This window comes from Neobacillus paridis, from assembly GCF_016765675.1.
In the GTDB taxonomy this organism is placed as follows: Bacteria; Bacillota; Bacilli; order Bacillales; family Cytobacillaceae; genus Neobacillus; species Neobacillus paridis.
In genome coordinates this window covers 1-14,312 of record NZ_JAESWB010000340.1, presented here as the reverse complement: position 1 = coordinate 14,312, position 14,312 = coordinate 1, and the positions used below count along the sequence as shown (strand labels likewise).

The following is a 14,312-nucleotide window of genomic DNA, read 5'->3' as shown; positions in this document are numbered from 1 at the left end:
GGACGCGAAATAAAGACGTCCGGCTTGATAATTATTTTTCTAACCATTCCGTATGGAAGCTTCCTTGCTTGTCAATTCGCTCGTAGGTGTGAGCACCAAAGTAATCCCTTTGTGCTTGCAGCAGATTTGCCGGAAGCACCGCACTGCGATAGCTGTCATAATAGGCAAGAGCACTCGAAAGGCTGGGAACGGGAATGCCGGCTTTTATTGCCGCCGAAACGACTTCACGAGCTGCCTCCTGATAATCTGCCGTTACTGATTGGAAATAAGAATCAAGCAGCAGATTCTCTAACTGAGGATTTCGTTCATACGCATCCATGATATTTTGCAAAAATGCCGCTCGAATGATACAGCCTCCGCGGAAGATCTTGGCAATTTCACGAAGCTGCAAATTCCAATTATATTCCTTGGAGGCAATTTGGTATTGGGAAAAACCTTGAGCATAAGAAATAATTTTACTAAAATATAGTGTTTTACGGATTTGCTCAATAATTTCTTTTTTATTGCCAACAACTTTATTCTGCGATGGTCCTTTTAACCATTTACTTGCCTTCACACGTTCATCTTTCATGGCCGACAGAAAGCGGGAGAAAACGGATTCGGTAATCATTGTTAATGGAACACCCAGATCAAGCGCATTTTGACTTGTCCATTTACCTGTTCCCTTTTGTCCGGCACGGTCGAGGATGACATCGACTAGTGGTTTGCCAGTCACCTCATCGATTTTTGTAAAAATATCAGCCGTGATTTCAATTAAATAGCTATCAAGTTCTCCTTGATTCCATTCCTTAAATACCTCATGAAGTTCGTTAGCCGATAATCCCAGCAGAGACCTCATTACATGATATGATTCACAAATCAGCTGAATATCGCCATATTCGATGCCATTATGAACCATTTTCACATAATGCCCGGCACCATCGGGACCAATATATGTACAACACGGTTCGCCATTCACCTTTGCAGATATAGCCGTTAATAACGGTTCAACTGCCTCGTATGCTTCCTTTTGGCCACTTGGCATAATCGCCGGCCCTTTAAGCGCCCCTTGTTCACCGCCGGACACTCCAGCGCCGATCAACAGGATCCCTTTTTCAGCAAGTTTTTTATTCCGGCGGATCGTATCTTGAAAAAAAGTATTACCTCCATCAATCAAAATATCGCCCTTATCTAAATAAGGCAGCAACGATTCAATCGCTCGGTCGGTAATCACTCCGGCAGTGACCATTAAAAGAATTTTCCGCGGACGTTCAAGCGATTGTATGAAAGCTTGAATGTTCGCCGTTCCAACAATATTTTTTCCATGATGATTTGCTAATAGTTCATTTACCTTTTCTTCTGAAAGGTCATATATAGCTACAGAAAAGCCTTTGCTTTCAAAATTAAGTGCCAGGCTTCTCCCCATTACACCGACACCAACCACACCAATTTGTTGTTTTTGCACCTAAACCATCCTCTCATGGTGTATTATTTTTTTCTACGGCTATGCTTGCACATTTTCCTGTTTTAGCAGCGTGAACAGATGCTCAAGAATTTGTTCGCCGGACATAGATAAGTCCCCGCCGCCTTGGGCAAATGAAGGATTGCCCCCGCCCTTGCCGTTTATCAATGATAAAGCATTAACGATCAAGTTTTTCATATTTTCTGATCTGCTATTCCCCCTGGCACATACAAGCTGAAGGCGGTTTTCATTTTCGGAAACAGCTAGAACCAAGGCTGCGTCATCTTCCATCGTGATCATTCTGGCCAGCTTTTGCAGCTCTTGAATCGAGCGATTTTGAAACACGCGGCTAATCACATGATTCTCGTCATAGTTTGTTCGCCGCCATTCTTGGGCCTCATATTGCAGCAATTGCTCGCGTGCCTGCTCCAATGATTTATCAAGCGATTTTCCATTTTCCAAAATCCTGGTGACAGCTTGGACCATTTCGCTCTCCGGGGAATTAAGCAGCTTGGTTAAGTCCTGCAGTATCTTTTGCTTTTGTCCCAATTGGTTGATGACGCGTTTTCCACAGACAAATTGCAGGCGGATGTTCTTTCTTTGTCTTTCCCAAGTCAAGATTTTAAGGGCACTGACCTCACCGGTTCCATGCGGATGGGTTCCGCCGCAGCCGTTGTAATCAAAGTCCTTGATCATGACGAGCCGGATATTTTCTTTTACTTTTGGCGCTTTCCGCAGCGAATATTGAGACAACTCATCCTCAGTGACCCATTTTATCTCAATCGGCCTGTTTTGGATAATGATTTGATTGGCCAGTTCCTCCGCTCGGGCTGCTTCCTCTTCCGTTAATTGTTCAGTCTCCAAGTCAATCGTGACAATATCATTCCCTAAATGAAAACCGACTGTATCGTAATCGAATAATTGTTCAAATGCGGCTGATAAAATATGCTGGCCACAATGCTGCTGCATGTGATCAAATCGTCTTTCCCAGTTGATCTGACAGTTTTTCTCCGCTCCGATTTCCGACAAAGGGGCTTCAAGATAATGGCGGATTTCCCCGTCTATCTCTTCTACATTGATTACTTTGCTGTCACCAATCATTCCGGTATCATATGGCTGCCCACCGCCGGTCGGATAAAAAGCTGTCTGATTTAACACCACGTACCAGCTGCCATTCTCATCCTGGTTCTGCTTTAAAACTACGGCTGAAAATGATTGTAAATATGGGTCGGTATAAAATAATTTGTTGGTCATCGTTTCGCACTCCCATTAGGTAAACTTCTATCCTAATTGTTAATAAAAATGAAAAATAAATCAAGTTGAAAGCAAACTGCTGATCAATGAATCTATTACAGGCAAAAAAAGGTGTAATTGAATTATACCTCTAAAAAGCTAAAAAAACCTGTCCTTTAACAGCAACAGGTTTTCTTCCAAAGAACCAAATAAATTCGTTCCTTTATTTTTTGTCTGTTTTACGCATGCCATAGTATGGAGCCGACATTTGCGGATAGCCGTGGTAACCTCCAAATTGCGGATAGCCATGATAGCCGCCCATTTGCGGGTAGCCCATTTGCGGGTAGCCCATTTGCGGATAGCCTTGAAAACCCCCCATTTGTGGATAACCCATATGCGGGAAATACTGACCTGGATACATGCCGAATTGCCTCTTTTCCATCTAAATCCCTCCTATACAATCTCATGGTAGTGTATGTACAAAATTTGGGATAAGCTTAGATTTTTACCTATAAAAAGAAAAAAGGGCGGTCCCTATGGAAAGGCGCCCTATTTTTTATGAAACTGGTGTACTTCACCATATACCTGATTGAAGTGCTATTTTTATCATGACCTCTAGAGAACCGGTTTACTGCTAATCATTCGAAATCTCGCCGCAGGCAATCCGCTTGCCCGAGTTGCCTGCCGGCTGTGTCATTCCATCGTCCTTTCCATCGTGAATGACGATGGAGGTACCGTCTTTGGTAAACAATGATTTCTTCCCATCCTTTAGGGTAACATTGGGTGCCATTAAATCCGTTTTAACGGAGCCGTCATCTTCCACAACCAGGTTAGGGAGGTCCCCGGCGTGTGCCCCTTTTGGATAGAGAAGTCCATGGTCTTTACTCTCGGGATTAAAATGGTCGCCGGCCGATTTAAAATCGGGCGGTTTACATTTTCCCTTATTATGAATATGAATCGCATGCTCACCTGGTGGCAGCCCTTTTAAATTCACCGTAAGTTTTACACCGCTTGATTGTTCATCCAGCTTAATCGTCCCAAGTGAATCCCCGTCTGCATTATACATTTTTACATTTGTCTTTGTTATTTGTTTTTCCGTACACCCAGTCAGCAGGAGCAGCGGAACAATCATCCAAATCTTCCTCAATGTAATACCTCCAAGATCGACAATTTGCCCTTAGTATGGGGATTTTCCTCAGTCGTTATACGATGGTAATCAGTCCTGATTTAATCTGGAAGGTAAAAAAAAGGAACAGCCCGTCATTAGCTGTCCTGATTGGGAGTTTGCTTTTTTAGGATTTTATCTTCTAATTCCTTAGCTCTATCTGCTTCCCTTTTAGAAACCTTGATAATCAGGCGCATTGTGAAAAATGCCCCGATTAAAAAAATCATAAAGCTGATGGCTGCCGGAATATATTCTGATTTATCTTCAGGAAAATATAAAAACAAAGACAATACAAGTGGATGAAACATCTTTTTACTTCCCTTCTTAAAGGAGCTTATTAACCATAATTATAGCAGTAAAAAATGCTTCATACCAAGAAACCGGCTTATTTTAATAGTTTTATCGTCTGGATCACCACATCTTGTTTCGGTTTGTCTTTCGCATCAACAGGTACAGCGGCAATTTGATCTACCACATCCATTCCTGAGATTACTTGTCCAAATACCGTATGGCGATGGTCAAGCCAGGGAGTGCCGCCATTTCTATCATATGCTTCAATGATTTCGCTTGGATAGCCGGCTTGTTCCATCTGTTGTTTCATCGATGGATCGAGTTTTCTGCTTTGCACGATAAAAAATTGACTCCCGTTTGTATTGGCACCAGCATTTGCCATCGACAGCGCTCCACGCAGGTTGTAAAGATTATGAACAAACTCATCCTCAAACGGTTTCCCCCAAATACTATCCCCGCCGGTACCATTACCGTAAGGATCGCCTCCCTGGATCATGAAATCTTTAATTACCCGATGAAAAATCAACCCATCATAATAACCTTCCTCACTGTGCTTTACAAAGTTTTCCACTGCCTTTGGCGTATACTCCGGGAATAACTTGATCTTAATATTCCCCATCGATGTTTCCATTTCTACGAGCCTTTCGTTCTCAGCCACTTCTGTCGTCAGCTGAGGATAAACGGAATTTGCCACTTTTTGATCTCCTTCCTTCTGTTCTGTTTTGGCGCTACTGACATGCCTGAGACACTGGTGCCAACCCAGGAACAACCTTTTTTTGAATAAGCAGAGGTAAGAAATTCTTCATCTTATCTTTCCTCCAAATTTCACTTTATTACACTTTGTTTTTCATTTTCCGCGAATTCATACTAAAATAGAAGTATCAAAATACGTTTTAGGAGTGTTCATATGCCTGAATTGCAAATCGGGACTATCGTAACAGGGATTTATAAGACAGGAAAATATATTGGGGAAATAACGGATATCCGTCCGCAGCATTATTTAGTTAGAATACTTGGGGTGTTGAAGCATCCTATGCAAGGGGATCTGCACAATCCAAAAGACGCAGATGTGATGATTTTTCATGAACGCCGAGCACTTGCCTATAGAGAGCAGGCCAATATTCCAAAACAAATGGTCAAGCCATTTACCGAGGAAGTTCCAAATTATTGGGATTCCCTAAAGGAAGCAGTAGAAAAAATGAAGCAGGAGCTTGAGGCAAATTCGACAAAGTGGGCAGAAATGAGTCTAAAAAATCTGCATTTATTAGAAAAAGATTATTTTAAAGCATAATTTAAATGGCCAAATCAATTTGAACGATTTGGCCATTTACGCAAATTCATTTAATAATTTCGAGAAATCCACCCGATCCCCAATCGTCGTCGGTTTCGGTTTTTCCAAGTAGCGTTTATCCTTTTCCACCAGCTTGAATATATTGTAGGTAGTCAGCGCATCGTCAAGTGCCCGATGATGTCGTCCTGTCCCTTCCTTGCCATATTCCTGAACGGCTTTCCAAAGACCTGTTTGATTTTGGTCGCCAAAAAAACGTTTATATTCCATCGATAAATCTAATTCAACAGCATTCAAAGGGAATTTTACGCCTGCCTTTAGACAATTATGACGTAGAACTTTCATATCCATATTTCCCCAAGTGACAATGGTAGTGTCTAAATTATTTTTATTAAATTCTTCCAGTTTCCGAATAAAATCATAAAAGGACAGCCCCGAGTCAACTTGCTGCTGTGTAATATGTAAGAATGTCTTACAACGTTCGGTTAGTTTTGGAAATTTGAGAGGGGTCACAAAAGAAGAAAATTGCTCGATAATCTGATCATTCACGACTGAGACAATCCCAACCTCAATGATTTCCGCATAAAAATCCTTCATCCTGACATTCCGTTCCGGCATTGAAAACTCGAAATCAATAAATAAATGTTGCCGCTCCGTTCTCATGGTCTTCACCCCCTTTATCACCATTGGTCTTGTAATACATTATATAGCGAAACATGTACAAAAAACTGTGCTTTTTTTCTATTTTTATCTATTTCATTATAACACGATTTCACAAGCATTTTTTTACAAAAAAAAGATGGTCTATTATACCATCCTCAACATTATTTAGTCTTTTTAATAATCGCCATGGTACATCTGGAAACACAAATAAGCCGATCCTGTTCATCCGTAATTTTAATATCCCAAACCATCGTTGTTTTGCCGCGATGAAGGACGGTGCCAACCGCAGTTACAAGACCTTCTGCTTTTGGACGCACGTGATTGGCGTTAATTTCAAGTCCTGCGACTGCCTCCGTTTCTTTATTGACCAATTCATAGGCACCAAGACTCGCTACTGTCTCGGCTAAGGCAACCGAAGCGCCCCCGTGTAAGATGCCAAATGGCTGGCGCGTTCTTTCATCAACCGGCATCGTGGCAATGACTTTTCCCTCTTCCAGATGAGTAATTTCGATTCCTAACGCAGCAATTAACGTATTTTCAATCATTTTCTGCCTCCATGTTTTATCAGTTTGATTCCCCCAATTAGGAAATTTTCCTATACACTATTCTCCCTTTCATCATGATTTTCCTTTTTTCTTATAAAAAAAAAACAGCCGCAGCTGTTTTTCATTTCTAGTAAAAACCGGGGTATCCGAAGCCTGGATAGCCGAAGCCTGGATAGCCAAAACCGGGATAACCATATCCAAATGGTGGACGCAGCACTGAAGCAGCACCAAGTCCGCCGCCTATACCGCCGCCAATTAATCCTCCTAAAAAGCTCAACCCGCCTACTGCCAATAACGGCCAGCCCCAACCGAAAAATCTTTGATCCGGAACCGGATAGGAACTGCGATAATATGGGTACATGAAGGCCTTACCTCCTTAATATTTACTATACTATTTCATATGCCGGAAGCGGGCCTTTTGAGTGGGCGGGCTGTGGTTATTGCTTCGGATTTGTTTGAGCTATGAGAACTGAACAGTAACTTTTTCCGGCCCGGAGGTTCTCTTAAACGGGTCATGAGAACATTTCCAGGATTTTTCTTGGTCGCTAAGTTCCCAAACCGCTGCCGTTATTTTTCAATCGGTTCGAATCGTTCAACGAACAATGCAAGCGTACGAACCATGACGCCTGTTGCCCCTGCAGGACCGAGGTCATAGTCTTTGGAAGCGGTGGCGGTCCCGGCAATATCTAAATGGACCCATGGGGTTTCTTCGGCAAACTCACCAATAAACGCACCAGCGACAATCGCATGTCCCTCGCTCCCAGGCGAGTTATTTAAATCGGCAACTTTACTGTTACGGACGCGTTTCTTTTCCGACTCAAACAGCGGCAATTGCCACATTTGCTCGCCGGCTTCCATCGATGCCTCCAATACTTGCTCATATAGCGGCTCATAATTGGTCATCGCTCCAGTTGTATGCACCCCTAGTGCAGTGATGACGCCGCCGGTCAACGTGGCAACATCAACCAAATACTCGGCACCATGATGCTTCGCATAGGTCACGGCATCCGCCAATACTAAGCGCCCTTCAGCATCAGTATTTAGCACTTCAATTGTTTTTCCACTCATCGAGGTGATCACATCATCCGGTTTAAATGCCCCGCCGCTAATCATATTATCGGTGGCGGCAATGACAGCAACAACATTCTGTTCCGGTCGAAGCTCACCGATGATTTCCATCGCTCCAAGAACAGCTGCCGCACCGCCCATATCGGTTTTCATTCCGACGATTCCTGTTTTTGTCTTAATCGAATAACCGCCCGTATCAAAGGTGATCCCCTTTCCGACTAAACCGATGACATCCTTCCATTCGTCTTTACCTTGATATTTGAGCACGATCATTTTTGGCGGCTCGTCAGAACCTTTGTTAACCGCCAGAAATGCCCCCATGCCTAGTTTTTCAATTTCCGGTTTATCTAATATTTCGACTTCAAAATCATACTTGGCAGCCAACTTAGCAGCATAGTTTGCTAAATCTGTTGCCGTCAACATATTTCCCGGAGTGTTCACAAGCGTTCTTGCCGAATTTGTTCCCCTGCCAAAAGCATAGCCAACCGTTAAAGATGCCTGAACGTCCGCTTCATCGGCCGATTCACTGTACACCGTTAGCTGCTCAAGCTTTCGCTCCGGCTCATTCGATTTTTGCCGATAGCCATCGAATTGATAGCTGGCAAGAGCAACGGCTTCACTTAGCGCATGCGCGGCATCCCGTCCATCGAATTTCTCAGTGATGAAGGAATCTAAATAAACGGCAGCTTCCGTCAAGCGGCTGTTCTTCACTTCTTTAAAAAGTTTACCAAATGACTCGCGTAATTGATCAAAGGATAGTTCTTTTTCCTTTCCAAGCCCGACAAACCAGATGCGTTTGGCAGCAATTTTTCCTAAACTATGTACTTTACTAATCGATTTTAACTTAGCAGAAATATCTCCGGATTTAACAAGCTCTGTCAGCATTCCAGCAAAACGTTCATCCAGTATTGCTAACGGACCGGAAAACTTCTCTGGTTGGTCCAATAGGCCAATAATCAAGCCTTCATGTACCGCTGATAAGTCTAATTCTGTTTTCACTTGAAACATGGTCATCACCTCCGCATTATTCGTGTCAATTATAGCGAAAAAACAGCATTATTTCGACTTTCTAATCATCTTCTAAATATAGCAGTAAAGTTGGTAATTGGGGCAGTTCACCAATTCTTTCATAAGGGATACTGTCAAGATCCTTGGGAAATGTCATCAGGCACTCTTCAATGAAAGGATAGACCTGCTCCAAATCCAGACCCCAATATTTTGGTCGATAGTCCTGTAAATAATAATAGGCAGTAAGCATCATCATCCTCGCACCCTTCACATTTCCATAGGAATAGTGATAGAGGGAAACACACATTTGCAATAACCCTTTTAAAAATAAATTCTGCTTATCTGTCATCCATATTTCTTCCAATAAATCATGACATGTATAATAATCCCCTTCATTAAAGCTGACAAAAAACTCATAATACTCGATTGGAAAGTCCTTCATCACGGGTCTCCACCTTCAAATATACTTAAACAAAAAAGTACCATAAAAAAGGGGATTTAAGCAAAGCTGAACTATCCTTCCGATGAGCCTTATTTTTCTTGGCAACAAAAAAACAGGTACGTGACCTGTTTATCTTTTTTCTGATTTCATATATTGTTGGCGGAATACTTGCAATGCCTTATCTTCATTTAAGGCCAGCAACCGCTTCTCCGTTAATGAGCCATCACCTTTTTGAATGACATACACATCGACCTGTTTTTTTCCCCATGAGCGGTACACTTCTTCAACGGTTTCAAAATACAGGTCTAATTTATTCCCCTTAATCGCTCCCCCTTTATCGGCTACGACCCCATAACCATATCCTGGAATAAAAAGAATCGTACCGATTGGGAATACCGTTAAGTCTGCAGCTATCGTGGAAAATAGGTCGCGTTTTACCTTAACCCCGGAATAGGTAATTCCGTACTCCGGATGGTTTCTATTTTTTCCTGTTGATTCATATCCAGCGGTGTAGCCTGTTGCTGTCACCGTATATTTTGGGTACTTGGACCAGTCAAAGGCTTCTTCCAAGGAAGGGGTCCCCGATACATTCTTGCTGGTGGAAAGAACATTTGCCAAACGGCTGACTAATGTTTTCGCGTCCACTCCAGACAGCGATTGGAATGTTACAAATAATGCGATCATGAATAAACATGTCATCACGAAACGCTTTGTCCACTTCTTCATTTTATTCATTAAAATTTTTCACTCCTCCCAAAATATTCATTCCCAAGATGTTAGGAAATATTCAAAAAAGAAGGGGAAAAATTTTAAAAAATAAAAACCTCTCACCGACAGGCAAGAGGCTGTTAAAACATTTGATATCCTTTTTTTCGTAAAAGCTTGATGGTAATCCCTGAGGCAATCGCTCCGGCAAGGCCGCTAAGCAAAATAATAATATCGGCGGAAGCTAGGGAGGTTATGCGCTGTCCTAATTCCTGAAAGGCATATTTGCTTTTTACAAAATAATCAAGAACACGCACTTTATCGATAATAAAAATAACAATAAATGGATAAATCACAGTCATAACCCATGTCATGCGCAGGATCATATTTAAAATGAAGCCGATTCCAAAAAACAGAACAAAAAATAGTACAATTGAGATGAGCAAAAACGCAATATTCATCAAAATCCCCCTTTAACCATCAACTTTTAGTGTACTGAATGGAAATGGAGGAGTCAATGAAAATAGATTGCTTCTGAGGCATGGACTCCCCCAAAAAACAATAAAAGGCCTGTCCTGTCGGCTCGGGGACAAAAAAAGACAAGGATGTAAAAATCCCTGTCCTTCATCGCTCAAGATCGAATTATAATAATTTCAATTTTCCCTTTTTCAATACAAGGGAGACACCGCCGATCATATAAAGGGCGCGATTGTCGATTACCTTTTTCATAAATGCGGCTTTGCTGCCGGTCAGTTTTTTACCAAACACAACGCCGATCGCATCATCTTCCCCTAATGAACATACTGTGCCCTTGTTATCAAATTTGAAGTTTTCCAACTGTGGCTGATTACGGATCAGAGCGGCAAGATTGCGAGCAACCACTTCACCCTGCTGCATCGATATTTGTGCCGTTGGCGGATAAGGACGATTGATTTCTTCATTAATCACAAGCGAGCTGTCACCAATAACAAAGATATCATCATATCCTGGTACGCGGAGGTCGGGTTGGACCTTCACCCGTCCGCGCATCGCTTCAAAGCCAGATTTCTCAATGATTGAATTTCCGCGGACACCGGCTGCCCAAACAACTGTTCCCGCTTTAATTTCCCATGGCTCTTCATCGCCTTTGGCCACTAATATTCCTTCAGGAGTAGCTTCTTTAATGGCTGTACCGATTAAAAATTCCACGCCTCTCCGTTGTAACTGCGACACTGCATAATCGACCAACTCCGGATCAAAACCGGGAAGTACCGTTGGCGCTGCTTCAACACAAATAATTTTCACTTTTCCTTGATCAATATCGTACTCATGGCATAGTTCAGGGATGCGGTTCGTTAATTCTCCAAGGAATTCAATCCCGGTAAAACCTGCTCCGCCAACAATAATCGTCAACCGATTGTCGTCTTTTTCTTCTTCCATATTATAAGTGGCAAATTGGTATTCAATATGCTCGCGTAATTGACGTGACGAATTAACACTGGTAATGCCAAAAGCATATTCTTTTAAGCCTTTAATACCAAATGTTTCCGGTTCACCGCCAAGTGCAATGACGAGATAGTCATACTCCACTTCGCCCTTTTCCAAAATGACCTTCTTTTCATCCTTTTTGATTTCAACCACTGTATCTTGAACGAAGTCTACCTTACTGTGATCAATGACATTTTGAATATCATAACGTACTCGATCATGATGAAGTGTACCCGCTGAAGCTTCGTGTAACCAAGTTGTTTCATAATGATAGTCATTTTTGTTCACCAAAACAATATCTGCTTCATTAACCCCGACCAGCTTTTGCAAGCGTACAGTCGTTAATAATCCACCGTATCCGGCCCCAAGGATCACGATTTTTGGCTTTCTCAACTTAATCACTTCCACCCTTTTTAATAATATTTATTTTATTTTCCACTGCTCTGTACATTTTTATTTTAAAAAGTAAGAAAATGTATGTGATAAACTTCACGAATAAATGCAAAGAAATCAATTGGTTGCCAGGCTTTAAAAAATATACTCCCGTCAACCTTTCAACATTACCATTCACTTTACTATTTTTTCATAAAAATGTACTTTTTTTGTCACAGAATCTTAACAATATTCCCTAATACATCTTATGCTAGTTTTCTCACAAATTCAAGCTATTTACATCATTTATTTTTACTAAATAGAAAAGAGGCAAATTACCTCATTAAGTTACAACCGAAAAAATGCGTATTTTGCAGAAAGTTAGCAGAAATTTTTTGTTTTATGGTATGATAATGGGTGGGAATTGCAACTACTAGTTGGGGGGATCATTGTGAAGGAAGATCAAAAAATATATGATATTACGGTTATTGGTGGGGGACCCGTCGGTTTATTTACTGCCTTTTACGGGGGAATGAGACAAGCATCTGTGAAAATTATTGAGAGCTTGCCGCAGCTGGGTGGTCAATTAACTGCACTATATCCGGAAAAATATATTTATGATGTTGCCGGTTTTCCTAAAATTCGTGCTCAAGAATTAATTAACAACCTAAAAGAACAAATGGCTAAATTTGAACCAACAGTGGCACTGGAACAATCGGTTGAAAAATTAGAAAAACAAGAAGACGGAACATTTAAATTAACAACCAACTGTGAAGTTCATTATACGAAGACGGTTATTATTACCGCAGGAAATGGCGCCTTTCAACCACGCCGGTTAGAATTGGAAAGTGCTGCTAAATATGAACGGAAAAATCTGTATTATTTCATCGAGGATCTCAATCAATTTGCCGGTCAAAAAGTCGTCGTATTTGGCGGCGGTGATTCTGCGGTCGACTGGGCCTTAATGCTTGAGCCTATTGCCGAAAAAGTGACGATTGTCCACCGTCGGGATAAATTCCGTGCCCATGAGCATAGTGTTGAAAACTTATTTAATTCTAAAGTAGTAGTAAAAACACCATTTGTTCCTGCTGATTTAATTGGCGACGAACATAGCATTAAACAAGTAGTGCTGGAAAGCGTTGCTGACAAGAGCCGGGAAACAATTGATGTGGATGCCGTTATTTGTAACTACGGCTTTGTTTCATCGCTCGGTCCAATTAAAGAATGGGGTCTCGAGATTCAAAAGAATTCTATCGTTGTCAATTCCAAAATGGAAACAAATATTCCGGGAATCTATGCTGCTGGTGATATTTGTACCTATGATGGAAAAGTAAAATTAATTGCAGCCGGTTTTGGCGAAGCGCCAACAGCCGTAAACAATGCGAAGGCCTTTATGGATCCAAAGGCAAGAATTCAGCCATTACACAGTTCTTCCATGTTCGATAAATAGAAAAGCGGAAGCGCCTTGATCATCGCCGTACAAACTGGAGGGGCTTCGACTGAGATAAAGGAAACACGATGAACGAAGTGAATCGATGTTGACTTATCGTAGGGAGGAGACCTGAAGTTTGCTAGGCGATAGGCGCTGGAGCTGGACAATTTTCAAAGTAGAACGATATAAATTCAAGTGATACTAGATAAAAGGCGTCCACCATTGGACGCCTTTTTTGCTATTCAGCATTCTTCCGGTGTACCCGCTGCCGTTGCAGTGCGGAACGATGAACCGCAGCCGCAGGAAGCAATCGCATTGGGATTATCGATGGTAAAGCCGCCACCCATCATCGATTGTTTATAATCAATCTTTGTTCCTTGGAGAATGGGGGCGCTTTCTTTATCGACTAAAATGCGGATGCCATATTGTTCGAACTGGTAATCACCTTCGTTAACCTCATGGTCAAAGCCCATACCATATGATAAACCGCTGCAGCCGCCACCTTTTACCCCAACACGCAGAAAAGCATCTTCTTCCTCATTATGCTTCATCATGTCTTTGATTTGCAGTGAGGCAGCTTCCGTTAAAAAGATAATATCCTTACTCAAGAAATTTCCCCTCCTTCATTGAGGCTTTCCTTTAGTATAAACAGTTGCCCAAAACTACTCAAGCAATCCAACTTCTGTATTAGTATATGAATTTGTACTAAAAAAGGAGAGCGATCCGCTCCCCGATATTAGAACATTGGATTTTCTTCCAAGTATTGATAAATATTATCGACCAAGTCATCCGCTGTCTCACCGGTCACAACTTCCCCGTTAACAAGGGCATAAAGAGACCTGGCGCAAATCCCGCAGTAACTTAGACATCCATATTCTATAATATCCAAATTTGGATCTTTTTCTAATCTTTCTAATGCCTTCTGTGAACCTTCAGCCAAGTTGCTGACACAAAATTCAATGATTGGCTTGAACATACTTTCACCTCTCCACAATAATTTATCCTACTATTTTTAAACAGTATCGTCAAATACCATGTTTTTAGTATATTTGTCAAGATAGAACGTGTATGAGTAAAATTAATGTGGGCAAAATTTAACCCCTTCATTTGGTGAGGGATTGTCAGATCGCTCACCAAATAAAGGGGCCACCAAGCGAAAGCGCGGTAGTGTTCTAAGCTAAATACATGAAAA

General features: G+C 41.7%; 18 protein-coding genes. 2 read left to right on the top strand and 16 right to left on the bottom strand.

Annotated elements, in window-relative coordinates; all coding sequences use genetic code 11:
- Window positions 1-31 precede the first annotated feature (31 nt).
- The 6 genes from gnd to JK635_RS19845 form a co-directional block, all read right to left on the bottom strand.
- Complete coding sequence (gene gnd, locus JK635_RS19870) at window positions 32-1,444, bottom strand: NADP-dependent phosphogluconate dehydrogenase (protein WP_202655672.1); 1,413 nt, start codon at window positions 1,442-1,444, stop codon at window positions 32-34.
- 39 nt (window positions 1,445-1,483) lie between these two features.
- Window positions 1,484-2,695 (bottom strand): alanyl-tRNA editing protein, encoded by a 1,212-nt coding sequence (locus tag JK635_RS19865; protein WP_202655671.1) that lies wholly within the window; start codon window positions 2,693-2,695, stop codon window positions 1,484-1,486.
- Between the two features lie 202 nt (window positions 2,696-2,897).
- Window positions 2,898-3,116 carry a hypothetical protein gene (locus JK635_RS19860; RefSeq protein ID WP_202655670.1) on the bottom strand — a complete coding sequence of 73 codons (219 nt, stop codon included), beginning with the start codon at window positions 3,114-3,116 and terminating at the stop codon, window positions 2,898-2,900.
- A gap of 192 nt (window positions 3,117-3,308) precedes the next feature.
- Window positions 3,309-3,806 (bottom strand): superoxide dismutase family protein, encoded by a 498-nt coding sequence (locus tag JK635_RS19855; RefSeq protein ID WP_202655762.1) that lies wholly within the window; start codon window positions 3,804-3,806, stop codon window positions 3,309-3,311.
- A gap of 131 nt (window positions 3,807-3,937) precedes the next feature.
- Entirely contained in the window at window positions 3,938-4,147 is a 210-nt protein-coding gene (locus JK635_RS19850) for a hypothetical protein (RefSeq protein ID WP_202655669.1), read from the bottom strand.
- Window positions 4,148-4,224: 77 nt separating this feature from the next.
- Window positions 4,225-4,761 (bottom strand): peptidylprolyl isomerase, encoded by a 537-nt coding sequence (locus tag JK635_RS19845; protein WP_202655761.1) that lies wholly within the window; start codon window positions 4,759-4,761, stop codon window positions 4,225-4,227.
- Between the two features lie 276 nt (window positions 4,762-5,037).
- Between JK635_RS19845 and kapB the strand changes: the two genes are divergently transcribed.
- Window positions 5,038-5,421: a kinase-associated lipoprotein KapB gene (gene kapB / locus JK635_RS19840; protein WP_202655668.1), complete on the top strand. Its 384-nt coding sequence runs from the start codon at window positions 5,038-5,040 to the stop codon at window positions 5,419-5,421.
- A gap of 36 nt (window positions 5,422-5,457) precedes the next feature.
- On the opposite strand, the gene kapD is transcribed toward kapB, so the two are convergent.
- The 8 genes from kapD to JK635_RS19800 all read right to left on the bottom strand — a co-directional run bounded on the left by kapD (window position 5,458) and on the right by JK635_RS19800 (window position 11,718).
- Window positions 5,458-6,081 carry a 3'-5' exonuclease KapD gene (gene kapD, locus JK635_RS19835; RefSeq protein ID WP_202655667.1) on the bottom strand — a complete coding sequence of 208 codons (624 nt, stop codon included), beginning with the start codon at window positions 6,079-6,081 and terminating at the stop codon, window positions 5,458-5,460.
- A 161-nt stretch (window positions 6,082-6,242) separates the two neighbouring features.
- A complete protein-coding gene (locus JK635_RS19830) occupies window positions 6,243-6,626 on the bottom strand; it encodes a hotdog fold thioesterase (protein WP_202655666.1) in 384 nt (127 codons plus the stop codon).
- A 127-nt stretch (window positions 6,627-6,753) separates the two neighbouring features.
- A complete protein-coding gene (locus tag JK635_RS19825; RefSeq protein WP_202655665.1) occupies window positions 6,754-6,987 on the bottom strand; it encodes a hypothetical protein in 234 nt (77 codons plus the stop codon).
- A gap of 206 nt (window positions 6,988-7,193) precedes the next feature.
- Window positions 7,194-8,702 (bottom strand): leucyl aminopeptidase, encoded by a 1,509-nt coding sequence (locus JK635_RS19820; RefSeq protein WP_202655664.1) that lies wholly within the window; start codon window positions 8,700-8,702, stop codon window positions 7,194-7,196.
- A 61-nt stretch (window positions 8,703-8,763) separates the two neighbouring features.
- Complete coding sequence (locus JK635_RS19815; RefSeq protein ID WP_202655663.1) at window positions 8,764-9,144, bottom strand: DUF309 domain-containing protein; 381 nt, start codon at window positions 9,142-9,144, stop codon at window positions 8,764-8,766.
- Between the two features lie 129 nt (window positions 9,145-9,273).
- Window positions 9,274-9,879, bottom strand: a complete 606-nt coding sequence (gene spsC, locus JK635_RS19810; protein WP_202655662.1) for a stationary phase survival protein SpsC — start codon at window positions 9,877-9,879, stop codon at window positions 9,274-9,276.
- Window positions 9,880-9,992: 113 nt separating this feature from the next.
- Window positions 9,993-10,310, bottom strand: coding sequence for a YuiB family protein (locus JK635_RS19805; protein WP_202655661.1), 318 nt, complete (start codon window positions 10,308-10,310; stop codon window positions 9,993-9,995).
- Window positions 10,311-10,491: 181 nt separating this feature from the next.
- On the bottom strand, window positions 10,492-11,718 hold the full coding sequence (locus tag JK635_RS19800) for an NAD(P)/FAD-dependent oxidoreductase (RefSeq protein WP_202655660.1): 1,227 nt from the start codon (window positions 11,716-11,718) through the stop codon (window positions 10,492-10,494).
- 421 nt (window positions 11,719-12,139) lie between these two features.
- Between JK635_RS19800 and JK635_RS19795 the strand changes: the two genes are divergently transcribed.
- On the top strand, window positions 12,140-13,138 hold the full coding sequence (locus JK635_RS19795; RefSeq protein ID WP_202655659.1) for an NAD(P)/FAD-dependent oxidoreductase: 999 nt from the start codon (window positions 12,140-12,142) through the stop codon (window positions 13,136-13,138).
- A 224-nt stretch (window positions 13,139-13,362) separates the two neighbouring features.
- Here JK635_RS19795 and JK635_RS19790 read toward each other — a convergent pair whose 3' ends face one another.
- Both JK635_RS19790 and JK635_RS19785 read right to left on the bottom strand, forming a co-directional pair.
- Window positions 13,363-13,728 carry a HesB/IscA family protein gene (locus tag JK635_RS19790; RefSeq protein ID WP_202655658.1) on the bottom strand — a complete coding sequence of 122 codons (366 nt, stop codon included), beginning with the start codon at window positions 13,726-13,728 and terminating at the stop codon, window positions 13,363-13,365.
- A gap of 128 nt (window positions 13,729-13,856) precedes the next feature.
- Window positions 13,857-14,096: a YuzB family protein gene (locus JK635_RS19785; RefSeq protein ID WP_202655657.1), complete on the bottom strand. Its 240-nt coding sequence runs from the start codon at window positions 14,094-14,096 to the stop codon at window positions 13,857-13,859.
- Window positions 14,097-14,312: the final 216 nt, after the last annotated feature.